The organism is Caballeronia sp. LjRoot29 (assembly GCF_964252755.1).
GTDB lineage: Bacteria > Pseudomonadota > Gammaproteobacteria > Burkholderiales > Burkholderiaceae > Caballeronia.
On the sequence record NZ_CAXUPU020000010.1, the window covers coordinates 21,944 to 38,746 of the forward strand.

Consider the following 16,803-nt stretch of genomic DNA (forward strand, 5'->3'; position numbering starts at 1 on the left):
TGTGGCGATACCAGTTGTTCCACGGGTTGGTGGCAAGCGACGTCTCACCGATATCCTGATTCCGCGATTTTCCTGCGCATAGCTGCTACGTTGAGGTCTTCGCGGATGTTGCGGTGCACTTTTTTATGCGGCCACTAGCGGAGCTCGAAGTCTTGGGAAGACATCCGTCTGAGCGCACCCCTCATACGGTCTCATAGGGCGATACATCCGAGCAGTTCAATTTGTTGCTCAAAACGGATGGATTGTCAGTAAGCGGTGGTTTCTCCACACCACGGATGAAGCACGAAAGACGGCGCTCCCCTAGAACGGCATATCGTCGAAGCGCGGCGTGGCTAATGACCGTTTCACGGCCTTTAGCCAGCCCTTCAGTTGCTTGACGTCGTCGAATACGAGCAGGTCATGTTCAAGGGCCTGAAGGCTCTCTTGCAGCGAGAAGATATCGGCGCCAAGATTGCGCATGATGGTGCTGGGAGACACGTCGATGAAGGGCGGAATTCCATAGCTGTGCTTGAATCCGTTCTCGACGTGCAGGATTTCGTGGTCGAGTTCACCGACCTGTTCCTTCAGAATCTTGTTGTAGTGTTTCAACCGGTCTTCGCCGATGTTGTTGATGGCGCTCTGGTCGATGTGTTCTAACTCCAACTGCAACTCAAGCAATTGCAACAGGCTATTTTTGCTATACGCTTGATTGACCCTCTGCATCAAAGTGGTCTTGCGCTCACGTTCCTGCGGATCGGTTTCGCGGTCCGGATGCAAGGCGCTGGCCAGTTTGCGATAGACCTCGCGGATAGATAAGCTAAGCTCGGCCTGCTCAACTTGTTCTCGCGCCTCTGCTGCGAGTTGTCTAGGTGTCTTTTTTCGTTTGGCGCGGCGCGCTTCCCGAGCCTGATTTTCGAGTGCATCTTGTGCCTGCATCCGTTCCATTTGCGCATGGGCACGCTGCAGCACATCCTCGGGAGAACTCATATCAACGTCGTCGCCCAACTCGACCCCGAGCATGGCCTCAAGCACCGATTTCATGTCGTCCAGCTCGGCGGCAGCTTCACTGTCAAAGTCAGATTCGCTATACCGGTTGTAAATCGTTTTAAGCTCCGGATCGTCGCTTTGCGCGACCAGCTCACCTGCCAGGTCGCTGATCAGGTCTGCAATCGTGCGTCGCTCGGATTTGGTCAGCCCCTTCTGAGCGTACGCCTGGTCCAGGCGATGCACGAGCTTCTTCCGCAAGTCGTTGGAAGTCTGCTCAAGGGGCGCGAAATCGCTTACGTATTTCCGATGGAAGGCGGGCATTGCAGCCTCCCAGGCACTCAGTCTGGCGCGTCGCTTTTCAATCTGCTTAATAAGCGTGTTGAACGCCTTTTGCCCTTTCGACAGATTAGACTGGTTACGGTCCGAAGCAATGCTGAGGGAGCTGAGATTTGGCCTGGTCATGGAATGATTTCCGATGGTTGATGCGAGAGCGAGCACTCCGCTATTTTAGCCGAGGTCGCAGTTGCACCGCGCTGGCGCCCACGTTGCGATAGCGAGCACGCCTACGTTGCCGATCGATGATCGACTTATGCCCAAGCCCGTGGAGAACGCGGATTGGACCCCAGATCGGGGTGCTTCACGGGCGGGTGTGTTTTAGCCAACTGCACTCGTTTGGCGAAGTTAAACGGCAGCAGGTCGCTAATTTAATGTCAGCATCCGATGCCCGTTGTGGCATCTCGGTGAGCACATAATACAGATACGCATAGGGCTCGACATTGCAGGCCCGGCAAGTCCGCACGAGGCTATAGACCATAGCACTCGCCTTCGCGCCCGCCACTGTGTCAGCGAAGAGTCATGAATTTCTCGATGTTGCAAATGGCCTGATATCTCTTTGCAGAATGTTTTGCCGACGCCGCAATTATGCCGCGTCATGGTTCTCCGCACACACCGGTGGGAGGATTTCTGTTCCCGCTCGCTCGGATTGTCGGCATTATTAGAGAGCCTCCAAGAAGGCGAGCAACGGATCTGGAGACAAGCATCGACGGCGCTGTGACATGGAGTGCATTGACGATTGCGGATGCCACGCGTAACGCGGATCTTCGTTTCCTCACCCCAGCGTACGGATTCGCACTCGAGATGTTCGGTCATGTCTAGGACGTAAAGGACGGCGGTTTGAACTGGGCAAAAATTGCGTGGCCAGTTCAGAGTTAGGACGCATTCATTTGCACGCGGCGACAGCGGGAAATGCTGGAACGTTCTGCTTTGGCAGCCGGGGGGCATTTTGAAAGATGACCGCACTTGAAAATCAGTAGGACGGTTCTGCGCCAACGGGTTCCGATCGTTGGCGCAGCAGCTGATGTGATCGTGAGTCAGCGGTCTGAATCCACCCGTTTGTTACTCGCAGCGTGCTGAGCGCCCGGGGTGCATCGCTTATCGCGCCTCGGCATGAGTGCTGGATTCGGCTTCCAGCTCCACTTTCACGGCCGGCATGACTGCTGCCAATTCCAGATCCCCCGATACCAACTTCCATTTCCGCGCCGCTGGTAATCGCTTCACCCAATACTCGGCGCGCGAGGCTTCTGCCCGACCACTCAGCTCAAACGAAGCCCGTACGGCCACGGGCTTGCGTGATCGCGTATATTTCGCGCCTTCGCCGCTGACGTGTTTCGCGAACCGCGCCTCGACATCGGTCGCAATCCCTGTATAGAGACTTCCGTCGGCGCATTCGATGAGATACAGGAACCAGGGCATGGGAGAAGCTTGGCGAAAAGGCGAAAGCCGCAATGCCGCGCATTATCCCTCAAGCTTCTGCGTTAAACCCCTTCCGAACAAAATCTCGTGACTTCGGCGAGAATAACTGTTCCGCGGCGCACCAAGCGCCCGGCACGCAGCCGGAGCAAGCTCCAGACAAGCCCCAAACAAGCCCGAAGCGAGGTAAGCCTGTTGAACCGCAAGGTCGAAATACATGTGGTCGATTCGCTCGATTCCGTGACCCCGGAGGAATGGAACCGTCTCGCTGGCGATAACCCGTTCGTCCGGCACGAATTTCTGTCGGCGCTGCAGGACACGGGCTGCGCGGTCGCCCGAACCGGCTGGCGGCCACATTTCCTGCTCCTCAGACGCGACGGCAAGCTGAGCGGCGCCATGCCGCTCTATCTCAAGAAGCACTCCCGCGGCGAATACGTGTTCGATCACGCCTGGGCCGACGCCTTCGAGCGAAACGGCCTTAAGTACTATCCGAAGGGTCTATCGGCGGTGCCGTTTTCTCCCGTGACCGGGCCGCGCCTGATCGCCGCCACGCACGAAGAGCGCGTGATGCTCGCGCGCGGCGCGATCGAGTTGACCAAGCAGTTGGAACTGTCTTCCCTGCACGTGCTTTTCCCGCAAGAACAGGATCTCGAAGCGCTCACCGAAGCCGGCTACATGCTGCGCGAAGGCGTGCAGTTTCACTGGGAAAATGCACGCGGCGCATCCGGTGAGTCCGGCGAGTCCGGTGGTTATGACAGCTTCGACGCCTTTCTCGCGACCATGAGCCACGACAAGCGCAAGAAGGTGAAGCAGGATCGTCGGCGCGTTGTCGATGCCGGCGTCACCTACACGTGGCTGCGCGGGGCGGAAATAGATGAGCAAGCGCTCGATTTCTTCTACGCGTGTTATGAAAATACCTACCGCGAGCACTGGAATCCGCCGTATTTATCGCGCGAATTCTTTGGCCAGATCCACGCGGGGGCGCCCGACAGCATTTTGCTCGTGATCGCCGAAGTGGACGGCCAGCGGCTCGCGTGCGCGTTGAACATGATCGGCGGCGACGTGATGTTCGGCCGCTACTGGGGCACAAAGGAATTCATTTCGGGCCTGCATTTTGAAACCTGCTACATGCAGGGAATCCAGTATTGCATCGAGAACCGGCTGGCTCGTTTCGAAGGCGGCGCGCAGGGCGTGCACAAGATGTCGCGCGGCATGCTGCCTACGCCCACCTGGTCCGCGCATTGGGTCGCGGACCCGCGGTTTGCCCACGCGATCAGTGAATTCCTCGATGAAGAGACGGCGGCGATGGACCAGCATATCCAGGAGTTGGAAGCGCATACGCCCTTCAGAAAAAAGGCATAGCGCCGGGCGTTTGATACTCTCGAATCCTGACCGGATGGCTAACCCTTGATCCAATAGACGCCCGGAAACGGCAACTCGACTTATCATCATGTCGAAATGCTTTCGCTTTTACAGCGGTCGCTCAGGGGTCACTCTCAGGGGTCACTCTAAATCCGCCCTTAACCCGTTATGCGCCGGAACAGGATCCCCGAATGCGGGGCATCGTATGGACAAGCTCAAGATGAAAAACCGATTCTTCAATCTCTACAGCCACGATTTCGCTCGCGTGGCGGTAGGTGTGCCCCGTTGCCGTGTTGCCGATCCGGCGTTCAATGCCGCCGAAACCATCGACCTGGCTAAGCAGGCTGCGGCAAACGGTGCGGTGCTGGTCGCGTTCCCGGAGCTTGGGCTTCCGGCCTACACGTGCGACGACCTGTTCCACCAGCGGGCCTTGCTCGATGCCTGCGAAGAGGCGCTCGGGTCGGTTGTGGCGGCATCGAAGACGCTCTCCATTGCAATGATCGTGGGCATGCCGCTGCGCGTTGACCATACGCTTTTCAATTGCGCCGTGGTGGTTGCGGGCGGTCAGGTCCAGGGCGTCGTGCCCAAGAGTTATCTGCCGAACTACGGCGAGTTCTACGAAGCGCGCCAGTTCAGTGCAGCTGAGAACGCATCGACGGATCGCGTCACGTTGCTCGGTGCCGAAGTGCCATTCGGAGCGGCGCTGCTGTTTGAAATCGCCAACATGCCGCTGTTCCGTTTCCACGTGGAAATTTGCGAAGACGTCTGGGTGCCGGTGCCGCCTTCGTCGTTCGCCGCGCTCGCGGGGGCAACGGTGCTGGTGAATTTGTCGGCATCGAACGTGGTGGTCGGCAAGTCGAGTTACCGGCATCAACTGGTTGGGCAGCAGTCCGCGCGGTGCCTTTCGGCGTATTTGTACACATCGGCGGGTAGGGGCGAGTCGACGACCGACCTGGCGTGGGACGGTCAGGCGGTGATCTACGAAAACGGCGAACTGCTCGCCGAGTCAGAGCGTTTTCTGGACACCTCGCATCTCGTTTTCGCCGATGTCGACCTGGAGCGGCTCTCGCGTGAGCGCATGCGCCAGACCACGTTTGGCCAGTCGGTGCGCCGGCATGCCGACGAGGTATCGAAATTCGAAACGGTGCGCTTCAATCTTGATCTGCCGATCAATCGTGCATTGCCGTTGGACCGCGTCGTGGAGCGTTTCCCCTACGTTCCGTCCGACCCGAAGCGCCGCGACGAACGCTGCAACGAGGTCTACAACATCCAGGTGCAGGCACTCGTGCAACGGCTCTCGGCTAGCGGCATATCGAAGGTCGTGATCGGCATTTCAGGCGGCCTGGATTCAACCCATGCATTGCTTGTCTGCGCGAAGGCCATGGACCGGCTCAAGCTGCCGCGCACGAATATTCTCGGCGTGACCATGCCCGGATTCGCCACAAGCGACCGGACGCTCCTGCAGGCGCGTCAACTGATGGAGATCGTTGGTTGTACGGCGAGCGAGATCGACATCCGGCCAAGTTGCGAGCAGATGCTGAAAGACCTCGGCCACCCGTATGCGTCGGGCAAGGAGGAATACGACATCACGTTCGAGAACGTGCAGGCAGGCGAGCGCACGAATCATCTGTTCCGGCTTGCGAACTTCAAGGGCGGAATCGTGGTTGGTACGGGCGACCTGAGCGAACTCGCGCTTGGCTGGTGCACGTACGGCGTGGGCGATCACATGTCGCACTACAACGTCAACGCCAGCGTTCCGAAAACGCTGATCACGCATCTGGTCCGCTGGGTCGCGGAGACCGGGCAAATCGGCAACTCGGGATCGGACGTCCTGATCAACATCCTGAATACCGACATCAGCCCGGAACTCGTTCCCGGTAAATCGAACGGCAATCCGGAGCAAAAAACCGAGAGCGTCATCGGGCCGTACGAGTTGCAGGATTTCAACCTGTACTACACGTTGCGTTTTGGTTTCGCGCCAACGAAAGTGGCGTTCCTTGCCTACACCGCCTGGAAGGATCGCGATGCGGGCGACTGGCCCGAAGGCGCGCATGTCGCCCGAAACGAATATGCGTTGCCGGCCATCAAGCACAACCTGGGTATTTTCCTCGACCGGTTCTTCCGGACGAGCCAGTTCAAGCGGTCTTGCGTGCCGAACGCACCAAAGGTCGGAACGGGCGGTTCGTTATCGCCACGCGGCGATTGGCGCGCGCCGAGTGATTCGGAGTCGGTCGTCTGGATGAATGATTTGAAGAATATCCCGGTGGATTGAGCCGTTTGCACCATATCTGCGCGTAAATGCGTCGATAACGGCGTGATCCCGGTGTTATGGCGCGAGATCTCTACAGTTAACTGAGAAAACGCGGCTAGAATCAAACTATCGATTCTTAAATCCGTTTTCTCGCTTATTCGTACAATTTCTCAAGAGGCGCGCCATGAAACGCATCACCGCAGTCATCAAACCGTTCAAGCTCGACGAAGTCCGTGAAGCGCTCGCCGGCGCCGGGCTCACTGGTCTGACGGTCACCGAGGTCAAGGGCTTCGGGCGGCAGAAGGGCCACACGGAACTGTATCGCGGCGCGGAATACGTGGTCGACTTCCTGCCGAAGGTGAAGATCGAAGTGGTCGTGGCCGACTCACAGACGGATCAGGTGATTGACGCAATCATCGGCGCGGCCCGGACCGGCAAGATTGGCGACGGCAAGATCTTTGTGAGCGACGTCGAACGCGTCATCCGCATTCGCACGGGCGAAGAAGACGAAGCGGCGGTCTAAGCCTGTTCGTCTGAAGCGGGCCTGATATCGGTTCAGGCCGGCACGCCTCTTAAGGCGTGCTTGCCTTTGAGACTAAGATCGCGCGCCATACCGCCATCGGCAATGTCCGATGGCGTTTGTTGCTCTGCCCATCGTCTGAACATTTCCGTCACCAACGTAAAAAATCGTTGCGGTACTATCTGCATCCTTGTGTGCTTTTTGTAAGGATTTGTGGATGCATCACGCGATCGGCTTCATTCAGGATCTAGCGGTAATCATGGCGATTGCGGGTGTCGTCACAGTGTTGTTTCACCGTTTGAAGCAGCCGGTCGTGTTGGGATACATCGTGGCGGGCGTGATTATCGGGCCGTACACGCCGCCGTTCCAGCTTATCCACGACGAAGCTACCATCCAGACGCTCGGCGAACTCGGCGTGGTTTTTCTGATGTTTTCGCTTGGCCTCGAATTCAGCCTGAAAAAGCTGTTCAAGGTCGGCGCGACGGCGTTTGTGGCAGCGGCGTCCGAGATCGTGCTAATGATCTGGATTGGCTATGAGATCGGGCAGTGGTTCGGCTGGAACGCAATGGATTCGCTGTTCCTCGGCGCTATGCTCGCCATCTCGTCGACAACGATCATCGTCAAGGCGCTCTCCGAACTCGGCATGAAGGGCGAGCCGTTCGCGCAACTGATCTTCGGCATTTTGATCGTCGAGGACATTCTCGCCATCGCCATGCTCGTGCTGCTCTCGGGCATCGCGCAGACGGGTTCCGTCTCGGCGGGCATCGCGTTTGTCACGCTGGGCAAGTTGCTGCTGTTCATGACCGTATCGATGGTGGTCGGCATCCTGATCGTGCCGCGTGCACTCGACTATGTCGCGAAAGCCAAGAGCGACGAGATGCTGCTTGTTACCGTGCTCGGCTTTTGTTTTGGTTTCTGCTTGCTGGTCGTGAAATTCGATTACAGCATTGCGCTTGGCGCTTTCCTGATCGGCGCGATCATGGCTGAATCGCGCAACCTGCAGCGCATCGAGCACCTGATCGCGCCGGTTCGCGACATGTTCTCCGCCATCTTCTTCGTGACCATCGGCCTGATGCTGAACCCGGCGGTGCTCGTGGATTATTGGTGGCCGATCGCGGTGATTACGGGTGCGGTCGTGTTCGGCAAGATCGTGTCCTGCGGGCTTGGCACTTTCCTCGCGGGCAGGGATGGGCGCACGTCAATGCGGGTGGGGATGAGCGTGGCGCAGATCGGCGAGTTCTCGTTCATCATCGCGTCGCTGGGGTTGTCGCTGAAAGTGACTAGCAGTTTCCTGTACCCGATCGCCGTCACGGTTTCCGCGTTGACTACGTTGTTCACGCCCTATCTGATCAAGGCCGCCGATCCGATCACGCGCCGCATCGCCCGCTCCATGCCCGTTCCTGTCGCGAACACTTTTGGCCTCTATTCGCAGTGGCTCGCGAGCCTTTCGCCTGACACAGGCGGGCCCACGCTATTCAGCATGACGCGGCGGATCGTGGTGCAGATTGCCGTAAATCTCGCCCTGGTGGCCGCGATCTTCCTGTCGGCGTCCTACTCGGCGCCGTTTGCTACCGAATATTTGTCACGCTGGCTGCCCACCAATAACGCCCAGCGTGTCGCGCTCTGGAGCTTGGCGTTGCTGGTGTCCATGCCGTTCCTGGTGGCGGTGTATCGCAAACTGGGGTCGCTCGCACTCATGCTCGCCGAAGTGAGCGTGCAGCCCGCGAAGGCCGGACGTTTCACGCGCGCGTTGCGGTCGGCCATTTCCGGCCTGATTCCGATTCTCGCGATGTTCGGTGTTTTCCTGCTGGTGACCGTGCTCTCGGGCGGCATCTTGCCGCCATTCGGCTTGATGATCGCGGTGCTTGTCTGCGCGGCGTTGTTGCTCACGGTACTGTGGCGCTGGTGCGTCAAAATTCACGCAACCATGCAGATCGCGCTGCGAGAAACATTCGAGGAGCCGAGAGATCATCCTTGAGCATGAAAGCTTTGTTTTCCCCGATAATGTGAGCAATTGTTTGATGGTTTGCCGCCCCCGGACCAGAGGCGGATAATTAAACTCTGACCATTCTCACAGCGCCTCGCGCCTAAAAACGGAATGAGCGAAAACAAGTCAAACGAGTCAAATGAATCAAGTGGGTCGATAACACCGGGCACGCCCCTTACCGGTGCTCCCGCAGCCGACGTTTCAGGCTCAGTCCAGAGCGGCCATACGCCGGCCGTCCCGCCCGTATCTTCCACAAAGAGTCCTGATATTCCCGCGCCAGCTACACAAACGGAGCCGAAGGCCACTGCAGCCGAACGGGCATCGACGGATGCGCCTGGCAGCGCGTCGACAGTAGAACCTGTCGATACAGCCAAAGCCCAACGCGACGATGCCGCCGCTGCACGTGCATCGGCTGCGAAGGCGACGGCGCAGCAGGAAACGGTCGCGCGTGAAACCGCGCGGTCCGCATCTTCCGCGAATAAAACGATCGATGCCAAGGCGAATCTCGCCGCGCAAGTTGAGACGGCGACGGAAGCGCAAGCCAGTCTCGCGACAGAGGTTGAGAACGCGACAGAGGCGCAATCCGCTGAGGCTGAAGCCGCGAGCGTGAAAGAAAGCGCGAGCGTGACGGAAAGCGTCACATCGAAACCCGCTTCCAGCTTGCCGCCGGAATTCACCGTTGCACCGGACTTTGGCACATTCCGTCCGCCACCCATTTCACCCGATGCGCCTGACATGAAGGCGCCGCCTGCGTACCTGCACCAAAGTGATTCCGCTTGGTCGGTATTTGGCCGGGTGATCAAGGCGCGCGCGCGTCAAATCTTCGACCGCGCAGGTCAGCGGATCACGCAGCGGACGTTACGAATCGGTGTGTCGGCGCGGATTTTTCATCCTGAACCGGGCGCCAAAGGGCTGCGCGGCAAGACGCTGCAGTATCTGGAGGAATCGATTGCGCATTGGGTGATGTCGCGCGACGTGCTGGTCTTCATGATTCCGACGGTTGGCCATCAGGGCATGCTGCACCCGAGCAACATCCGGCTGCGCGACTACGCGAAACAGCTAGATGGCTTGCTGCTCCAAGGCGGCGCTGACGTGTCGCCGCAATCGTATGCGGAAGCCGCCACGCGCCACGAATGGCCTGGCGACCGCGTGCGGGACATGTACGAGCTTGAGCTGTTGCATGAATTCGTCGAGGCGGGCAAGCCGGTGCTGGGTGTGTGCCGCGGTTGCCAACTGATCAACGTCGCGTTTGGCGGAACGCTTTATCAAGATATTGCGACCGATGTCCCCACGGCCGGTGTGCATGTGAACGAGCAATACGATCAGCATCGACACCCGATTCGTTTTCCCGATGGATCAACACTCGTCAACATGTTTCCGGGGCATCGTGAGGCGCTCGTCAACTCGATCCACCATCAGGCGGTCAAGACGGTTGGCCGTGACTTAAACATCGAAGCGGTATCGGCACACGACGGCATTATTGAAGCGGTGCGTTATCGCCGCGCGCCGTTTGTGATGGGCGTGCAATGGCACCCGGAGTTCCATCGCGCGGGTGGAGATGAATTGCTCGATTGCACGCCGTTACTCGATACGTTCCTTCGCGTGGCACGCGAAACTCGTTTCTAGGCGATCGTTGTCGAACAGCGCATAATCGGTCCGTAACTGCTTTTTTGAAGATCAATGACAAAGCCCGTTTCAACTTGAAAGTTGGAACGGGCTTTTTTGTTGCTACATGGTTTGCTCGGATCAAACGTTGGATCAAGCTTGCGCGTTACTGAACAAGTCCCGTTTCGTTCTGATCCTCAAGCTGCTGAACCCGCCACTGCAACATGAACAGCTTGCACGATGCAACGGATTTCTCGTTCAATAATGCCGCCGATTCTACCTGCATCTGTTGCCGACATTGCGACACTTCATTTTCCTGCACCCGAACAACGGACAAGTCAGCAGTCAGGCGCGGCGCCCGATCATTCGACACTGCAATGACACGCTCGAGCAAGGACTTTTGCGCCTGCTGCGTCGGTACTAATCTGAAAATCGTCGATGGAACCATTTACGGTCGGTTGCCGGATGGGGTCGGCGAGACCAGTCGCCGAGAGCAGCATCCCCACTGGCTGATAAGCCGACGCGACGGATGAGCCACACGCGATCACAGTAACGAACAACGCGTTCAGAAGGATGGAGAGGGTGCGGGACTTCATGGAGCGAGGCTTCAAGATTAAGTTAGTGTCGGCTACCGATTCACGACGCATCGTGCTGCGCGCGTAGGAAAGGCGTTGTGCGTCGCACGATGCGGCCATGAGGGCTGCCGATCACTTGCAAAATTGTGAGGGCGTGTCAGTGACGCGGCGTTGGTTCAAGTCGGAATTCCAACTGGGTGTTTCGCCGGCGCTTGCGCGCCTTGGCGGCAAAGCGGCCGTTTCTCCGGGCGCCGCGCGAACTGACTGACGCGAAGCGCCGCTGTTGTCATCAAGCACGGCCGAGTGCGCGAGCATGTTGTACATGTCCGTGGCGCTAAGCGATGCGCTCGCCGTGTTGGGACGCGTGTCATCACGCGCGAGCGTACGGCGGCCTGGCGATGCAAGGGCAGCTTCGCGCCCGGTGATGCGATAAACCGGTGCGCCGAGGTACTCATGGCCTTTGAGCCGATGAATCAACTCGTACCGACGCGCATCGCGCTTGCGTTTCGCCTTGGCTTTCGCGCCATGGCGTTCATGTTTTTGTGCCACTGGCTGTAATTTGGCTGCGCGCTCTGACACGGTGCGAGGTGCAGCAGGCCGGTCATGACTGGCAATAGCGTTTGTGCTTGTCGCCGAGTCCGTCTTCACTGGCGACTGGCCAACGCCGCTGATAACCACCGGTTTTTGCACAGATGGCAACGCGGCAATCGCAGCTGGTACGGGAGGCAGAAGCCTCTACCGGTGCCGCAGTAGTAGTCGAAGTCTTGGCAGCTGCTGAAGTCGCAGCAACCACCACGGTTGCGCTAGGCGCACCGGCTCTATGAGTCATTTCAGAATCAGACGCCGGCGTGACTACCGGGGTTGCACTCAGCACAACCGTGGGTTGATGCATTTCGGTATCCTGATGGCCGATCTTCGTACCGAACAATGCCCACGCAATAAATCCAGCACATGCCAGGGCAATCGCGCCACCGGCAAGTTGTTTGTGATGATCGTTATTCGCTGCTGGCGCTTTCCCATGCCGGTCATCGGGCGCGGTGAACGGCTCGAACGCGAAGGGCGCGGGCTCCACGGCTTGCGGTGCTTCGCCAATCACAATAGGAGGAGCGTCAACGCCTTGCGCTACGTGATCAACTTCATCATTGCGTTTGAACTTGCCCCATAGACTGGCCGGTGTATAGGGGAACCGATCGTTGCGAAGAGATAGCACACTGACATATGCGGTGAGGAAACGCGCCGCGTAAAACGGTATTTCATATTCGGTCAAATACGGACGCGTGCCGGTTAACGTCCACTCTTCGCCATAAATGGCGTTGGGCATACCGGCAAGCGGGAACAGCGTCGGCAAGCAGATCGCTTTGTACCACGACCATAGGAGCATTCATCTTTTCTCATTCCCGAAAGCGGTCGTCAGGACTGCTCAACGAACGAACAAGCGGGGCAGCCGTGTGGAGGTCGCCCGGTTGTTGCCGCAAAGGTATTAAATACTTCGCCTTCGCCGGACCCGCTACAGAACAGCCCTCGATGATACCCAGCGCCCGCTTGGGGCGTCGCCCAGAACCTTCTTAGTTCCTTGAATAAGAGGCGTTCGAAATGAAAAAAATTCGCTAATTCGGCACGGACGCAACGGACGTTTTTCAGCGGACGACACACAGCTCTGGAGACACGGGCCTTTTAGTCAGTGCACAGGCGTTGAACGAGATTACAGCGCCCCATTTGCAAAGGCAAAAGAAACGCCACGTCATCGGCCAATAGGGAGGACATAACGCAGCGCGATGATATGAATGCCGCCCATCGTGTCGTCTTCTCGACCGGCCAGCTTCCAGCCGCGAGACTCATAAAAACCGATTGCCGCAACGTTCGGTTCGAGTACATATAGATGCATGCCGGCCGCGCCGCGATTGTGCGCCCATTGCGCGGCGATGCTCAGCATGGCGGTGCCCAACCCGCTGCCCTTGGCTTCCGGCAGCGCGTGCAGATTGTCCACGAGCATGCTGCCGTTTTCATCGGGTGCGACCAGGCAAACGAATCCGATCGCCCGGTCATCTTGCATCGCGATCAATACCTCGCCCGCGCCGCCGGCCAGTTCATCGAATCGTGTGTTCCAGTGCGTTGCTCGTTCTGCCGTCATCTCGCGATCGAGAAAATCGTCCGGCAGGATTCCTCGATACGCCGACGCCCAGCTTTGCGCATGGATGCCCGCGATGAGCTGCGCGTCGCCAGACGTGGCTGTGCGCAGCACAAACGGCCATGATGGATCGGAAAATGTAGGCTTATCGATAGACATATGTAAAGTAAGTTTAAGGTGTTTTTATGCCCATATACGCGATGTTCCGGGTAGGCGAATTTCACTTTCCCGCTGTAACATTGGCGACGTGCATGGTTTTGAGCATTTTTCGCCGGCCTGAGCACGGCGAAGCTTACACAGGCATCCGATGCAGTGCTATCGGATCGTCGTCAACATCCGGTCGATCCGCGGCGCATCAGCCGCCGGAAGCTGGCCACCGTTTTTAGAGATCGTCATGTCCAGCCCGTCACATGCAACGCCCGCGAACGAGTCGAAGGCGAAGTCGGTGTTCCGCGTTGTCAGCGGCAATTTCCTCGAAATGTACGACTTCATGGTCTACGGCTATTACGCTTCGGCCATCGCCAAGACGTACTTCCCGAGCGGTAACGAATTCGCGTCGCTGATGCTTGCGTTATCCGTGTTTGGCGCCGGATTTCTGATGCGTCCGATCGGCGCCATCGTGCTCGGCGCTTATATCGATCATCACGGACGACGCAAGGGCCTGATACTCACCTTGACCATGATGGCGATCGGTACCTTGCTCGTTGCGGTGATTCCGGGGTATGCAACCATCGGCGTGCTAGCGCCGATCATCGTGCTGCTCGGTCGTCTGCTGCAAGGCTTCTCGGCCGGCGTGGAACTCGGTGGCGTGTCGGTGTATCTCTCCGAGATCGCGACCAAGGGCAACAAGGGCTTTTATTGCTCATGGCAGTCGGGTAGCCAGCAAGTGGCCGTGGTGTTCGCTGCGTTGATCGGCGTAGGCATGAGCAAGATTTTGCCGCCTGAGCAGATGACGTCGTGGGGATGGCGCGTGCCGTTCATCATCGGCTGCCTGATCGTGCCGTTCCTGTTCATCATTCGCCGTTCGCTGCGGGAAACTGAAGAGTTCCTCGCGCGCAAGCATCGTCCGGAAATGGGCGAGATCATGAAGTCGATGATCTCCAACTGGGGCGTCGTGCTTGCAGGCATGGGCATGGTTATCATGACCACCGTGTCGTTCTACATGATCACGGCCTACACGCCGACCTTCGGCAAGGAGGTGCTCAAGCTTTCTTCCATCGATGCGCTCGTGGTGACGGTGTTTATCGGCTTGTCGAATCTTGTTTGGTTGCCACTTTCCGGGGCGGTTTCCGATCGCGTCGGCCGCCGCCCGGTGCTGCTGTTCTTCACGATCCTCACCATCCTCACGTCGTATCCGGCCGTGCAATGGCTGGTTGCCGATCCATCGTTCCTGCGCCTGCTCGGTGTGGAGATGTGGCTCTCGTTCCTCTACGGCAGCTATAACGGCGCGATGGTCGTGGCGCTCACCGAAGTCATGCCCGTGGAAGTTCGCACGACAGGTTTTTCGCTCGCGTATAGCCTGGCGACGACTATCGGCGGGTTCACGCCGGCCATCTCCACGTACTTGATTCACGTGACCGGCAACAAGGCCGCGCCGGGTGCATGGATGGCTGTCGCCGCGGTATGCGGGCTGATCGCGACGCTGGTTTTGTATCGATCGACGGAAGCGCGCAGTCAATACAAGACGGCGTGACAGGGCGGCTTTGGAAGCAAAAAATCCCTCGCGAATGACGAGGGATTTTTGTTTATGCGTTCAACTTTGAACCCGTTCTACGAAGCGCTGATCTCGCTCGCCACCCGTGCGATCACATCGTCCCATGCGCCGGGTTTGGGCTGCCGGAACAAGCGTGCTTTCGGGTACCACGGGGTCGACGCGGTATCGATACCCCAGCGCCAATCAGCCGCGAACGGCAGCATCAGCCATAACGGTTTTCCTAACGCGCCGCTCAGGTGAGCGACGGCGGTATCGACGGATACCACGCCGTCCAGACGATCCACGATCGCCGCGGTATCGGCGAAATCTTCGAGCTTGCCTTCCAGCCGCTGGATAAAGCGGGCGCGCGGATGAGCGTCCAGCAAGGCACGCTCCCCCTCGGTCAACGCAGGCTGCAAGACGATCCAGTCGATGCCTTCCAAGCTGAGCAGCGGTTCAAGCATGCCAAGCGACGCCGAGCGGGTTTCGCCCGGCTGAATGCGCCCGGACCACGCGATGCCCAGCTTGCGTTTCGATTGCCCCCCGAGCGAGCCGCGCCACTTCTTCCGATAAGCCGCCGGCACCACGAGATACGGCGTGCGCGCCGGCACCTTGTCGACACTCGATAACCCCAGCGCCAATGGCAAACTCAGCAACGGCGAGAAAGCATCGGCATTGGTGGGCGTAGTGGGCGTAGTGGGCGTAGTGGGCGTAGCAGCATTGGCGGTGCTCTTCAACAAAACGCCCGCGGCATGCGCCGCCGGCTCCAGCAGTGCGACGAGTTCCGGCTGAACTTCAAGCACGACCTGTCCGGCGAGCTTCGCCGCGAAGGGGACGAAACGGACGAACTGCAGGGTATCGCCGAAACCTTGTTCCGCGCGAATCTGCAACGTCTGGCGCGGCAGCGGCTCACCGTTCCACTTCGGCAGCGACGGCAGTGTAATGCTGCCCGGCGTGCGCAGACGCCATTCGTAGGCGAGCAGGCCGCGCGTGTAATCGCCGAGTGCAAGCAGCGTCAGCGCCCGGTTCAGATTCGCCGCGACCAGGCCGGGATCGAGCCGCAAAGCCTGATCGAACGCGCGCAACGCGGGTTTATGCGCGCCTAGCGCCAGATGCGCGTTGCCCAAGCCAAGCCACGCCACGCCGTACTTCGGATCGAGCCCGACCGCGCGTTCAAATTGCGGCAACGCCGCCTCGTGCGAACCGATAGCCGCAAGCGCGTGACCCAATCCGAAGTGCGCCGGCGCGAATTGCGGCTGCATGCGCAGTACGTTCTGCAGCACCGGCACGGCGTCTTGCGGATGGCCGGAGGCATCGAGAAGATTGCCCAGGTTGAAGTGCGCCGCGACATAGTTCGGCTCGGCCGCAATGGCGGCGCGGAATTGCTCGATCGCGCCGTGGGTATCGCCGAGCGAATTGAGCGCCATGCCGAGATTGTTGTGCGCGCCCGCGTGGCCGGGACGGATCTGCAGCGCGCGGCGAAATGCCTTCGCGCCTTCTTCGAAACGACGCATGCCGAGCAGCGCATTACCGAAGTTGTTCCAGGTCGCGGCATCCAGCGGTTGCAGGCGCAGCGCTTTTTCGAAGGCATCGGCGGCGTCTTCGTGACGGCCCGCCGCCGCGTACGCATTGCCGAGGTTGTACTGCGCGAGCGAAAAGCCGGGCTCCAGATGCAGCGCGTTTCGGAATCGCTCGATGGCGTCGTCAATCCGGCCCAGCGCCTTCAGCGCGTTGCCAAGATTGAGTTGCAGGCCGGCATCGGCGGGACGCAAGTCCACCGCGCGACGCACCAGTTCGGCTGCTTCCGCGTGCTGGCCTTGTTGATGGCGCAGCACGCCGAGCAGATGAAGTGCGTCGACGTGGGAGGGCTCTGCGGCAAGCGCGGCTTGATAGTCGCGTTCCGCTTCGGTGAGGCGGCCATCGCGATGCGCCGCGAAGCCACGCGCAAAAACTGTATCCATTGAGGA

The 16,803-nt window shown here is 59.1% G+C and carries 13 protein-coding genes and 2 pseudogenes; 7 read left to right on the forward strand and 8 right to left on the reverse strand.

The window, feature by feature from the left end; all coding sequences use genetic code 11:
• Nucleotide 1 precedes the first annotated feature (1 nt).
• A pseudogene (locus ACSQ83_RS13705) lies at nucleotides 2-155 on the forward strand (DNA adenine methylase); the annotation flags it as partial.
• A 145-nt stretch (nucleotides 156-300) separates the two neighbouring features.
• Here ACSQ83_RS13705 and ACSQ83_RS13710 read toward each other — a convergent pair.
• The 3 genes and pseudogenes from ACSQ83_RS13710 to ACSQ83_RS13720 all read right to left on the reverse strand — a co-directional run bounded on the left by ACSQ83_RS13710 (nucleotide 301) and on the right by ACSQ83_RS13720 (nucleotide 2,718).
• Nucleotides 301-1,428 (reverse strand): molecular chaperone DnaJ, encoded by a 1,128-nt coding sequence (locus tag ACSQ83_RS13710; protein WP_436228512.1) that lies wholly within the window; start codon nucleotides 1,426-1,428, stop codon nucleotides 301-303.
• 125 nt (nucleotides 1,429-1,553) lie between these two features.
• Nucleotides 1,554-1,870, reverse strand: a pseudogene (locus ACSQ83_RS13715) (transposase domain-containing protein); the annotation flags it as partial.
• Nucleotides 1,871-2,397: 527 nt separating this feature from the next.
• Nucleotides 2,398-2,718, reverse strand: a complete 321-nt coding sequence (locus tag ACSQ83_RS13720) for a GIY-YIG nuclease family protein (RefSeq protein WP_436228513.1) — start codon at nucleotides 2,716-2,718, stop codon at nucleotides 2,398-2,400.
• Nucleotides 2,719-2,910: 192 nt separating this feature from the next.
• Between ACSQ83_RS13720 and ACSQ83_RS13725 the strand changes: the two genes are divergently transcribed.
• The 5 genes from ACSQ83_RS13725 to ACSQ83_RS13745 all read left to right on the forward strand — a co-directional run bounded on the left by ACSQ83_RS13725 (nucleotide 2,911) and on the right by ACSQ83_RS13745 (nucleotide 10,461).
• Nucleotides 2,911-4,077, forward strand: coding sequence for a GNAT family N-acetyltransferase (locus ACSQ83_RS13725; protein WP_414948858.1), 1,167 nt, complete (start codon nucleotides 2,911-2,913; stop codon nucleotides 4,075-4,077).
• A 220-nt stretch (nucleotides 4,078-4,297) separates the two neighbouring features.
• Complete coding sequence (locus tag ACSQ83_RS13730) at nucleotides 4,298-6,349, forward strand: NAD(+) synthase (RefSeq protein ID WP_436228514.1); 2,052 nt, start codon at nucleotides 4,298-4,300, stop codon at nucleotides 6,347-6,349.
• A gap of 163 nt (nucleotides 6,350-6,512) precedes the next feature.
• A complete protein-coding gene (locus ACSQ83_RS13735; protein WP_436228515.1) occupies nucleotides 6,513-6,851 on the forward strand; it encodes a P-II family nitrogen regulator in 339 nt (112 codons plus the stop codon).
• Nucleotides 6,852-7,065: 214 nt separating this feature from the next.
• Nucleotides 7,066-8,826, forward strand: coding sequence for a cation:proton antiporter (locus ACSQ83_RS13740; protein ID WP_436228516.1), 1,761 nt, complete (start codon nucleotides 7,066-7,068; stop codon nucleotides 8,824-8,826).
• A gap of 120 nt (nucleotides 8,827-8,946) precedes the next feature.
• Nucleotides 8,947-10,461 carry a gamma-glutamyl-gamma-aminobutyrate hydrolase family protein gene (locus tag ACSQ83_RS13745; RefSeq protein WP_436228517.1) on the forward strand — a complete coding sequence of 505 codons (1,515 nt, stop codon included), beginning with the start codon at nucleotides 8,947-8,949 and terminating at the stop codon, nucleotides 10,459-10,461.
• A 145-nt stretch (nucleotides 10,462-10,606) separates the two neighbouring features.
• Here the strand turns inward: ACSQ83_RS13745 and ACSQ83_RS13750 are convergent, their stop codons facing one another.
• From ACSQ83_RS13750 to ACSQ83_RS13765, 4 genes are all read right to left on the reverse strand, one after another.
• Nucleotides 10,607-10,888: a DUF2968 domain-containing protein gene (locus tag ACSQ83_RS13750; RefSeq protein ID WP_436228518.1), complete on the reverse strand. Its 282-nt coding sequence runs from the start codon at nucleotides 10,886-10,888 to the stop codon at nucleotides 10,607-10,609.
• A 259-nt stretch (nucleotides 10,889-11,147) separates the two neighbouring features.
• Nucleotides 11,148-11,564 carry a hypothetical protein gene (locus ACSQ83_RS13755; protein ID WP_436228519.1) on the reverse strand — a complete coding sequence of 139 codons (417 nt, stop codon included), beginning with the start codon at nucleotides 11,562-11,564 and terminating at the stop codon, nucleotides 11,148-11,150.
• 52 nt (nucleotides 11,565-11,616) lie between these two features.
• Entirely contained in the window at nucleotides 11,617-12,363 is a 747-nt protein-coding gene (locus ACSQ83_RS13760) for a hypothetical protein (RefSeq protein WP_436228520.1), read from the reverse strand.
• Between the two features lie 393 nt (nucleotides 12,364-12,756).
• Nucleotides 12,757-13,257, reverse strand: coding sequence for an N-acetyltransferase family protein (locus tag ACSQ83_RS13765; protein WP_436228521.1), 501 nt, complete (start codon nucleotides 13,255-13,257; stop codon nucleotides 12,757-12,759).
• Nucleotides 13,258-13,537: 280 nt separating this feature from the next.
• Here ACSQ83_RS13765 and ACSQ83_RS13770 point away from each other — a divergent pair, with 280 nt between their 5' ends.
• Complete coding sequence (locus tag ACSQ83_RS13770; protein WP_436228522.1) at nucleotides 13,538-14,836, forward strand: MFS transporter; 1,299 nt, start codon at nucleotides 13,538-13,540, stop codon at nucleotides 14,834-14,836.
• 77 nt (nucleotides 14,837-14,913) lie between these two features.
• Here the strand turns inward: ACSQ83_RS13770 and ACSQ83_RS13775 are convergent, their stop codons facing one another.
• The gene (locus ACSQ83_RS13775) at nucleotides 14,914-16,797 is read right to left on the reverse strand and encodes a tetratricopeptide repeat protein (protein ID WP_436228523.1); all 1,884 of its coding nucleotides are present in this window, start codon (nucleotides 16,795-16,797) and stop codon (nucleotides 14,914-14,916) included.
• Between the last annotated feature and the right edge of the window lie 6 nt (nucleotides 16,798-16,803).

Coding starts and splice junctions, on each gene's coding strand:
- ACSQ83_RS13710 (WP_436228512.1), bottom strand. CDS start 1,428: ATGACCAGGCCAAATCTCAGCTCCCTCAGCATTGCTTCGGACCGTAAC.
- ACSQ83_RS13750 (WP_436228518.1), bottom strand. CDS start 10,888: ATGGTTCCATCGACGATTTTCAGATTAGTACCGACGCAGCAGGCGCAA.
- ACSQ83_RS13770 (WP_436228522.1), top strand. CDS start 13,538: ATGTCCAGCCCGTCACATGCAACGCCCGCGAACGAGTCGAAGGCGAAG.
- ACSQ83_RS13745 (WP_436228517.1), top strand. CDS start 8,947: ATGAGCGAAAACAAGTCAAACGAGTCAAATGAATCAAGTGGGTCGATA.
- ACSQ83_RS13720 (WP_436228513.1), bottom strand. CDS start 2,718: ATGCCCTGGTTCCTGTATCTCATCGAATGCGCCGACGGAAGTCTCTAT.
- ACSQ83_RS13735 (WP_436228515.1), top strand. CDS start 6,513: ATGAAACGCATCACCGCAGTCATCAAACCGTTCAAGCTCGACGAAGTC.
- ACSQ83_RS13775 (WP_436228523.1), bottom strand. CDS start 16,797: ATGGATACAGTTTTTGCGCGTGGCTTCGCGGCGCATCGCGATGGCCGC.
- ACSQ83_RS13740 (WP_436228516.1), top strand. CDS start 7,066: ATGCATCACGCGATCGGCTTCATTCAGGATCTAGCGGTAATCATGGCG.
- ACSQ83_RS13730 (WP_436228514.1), top strand. CDS start 4,298: ATGAAAAACCGATTCTTCAATCTCTACAGCCACGATTTCGCTCGCGTG.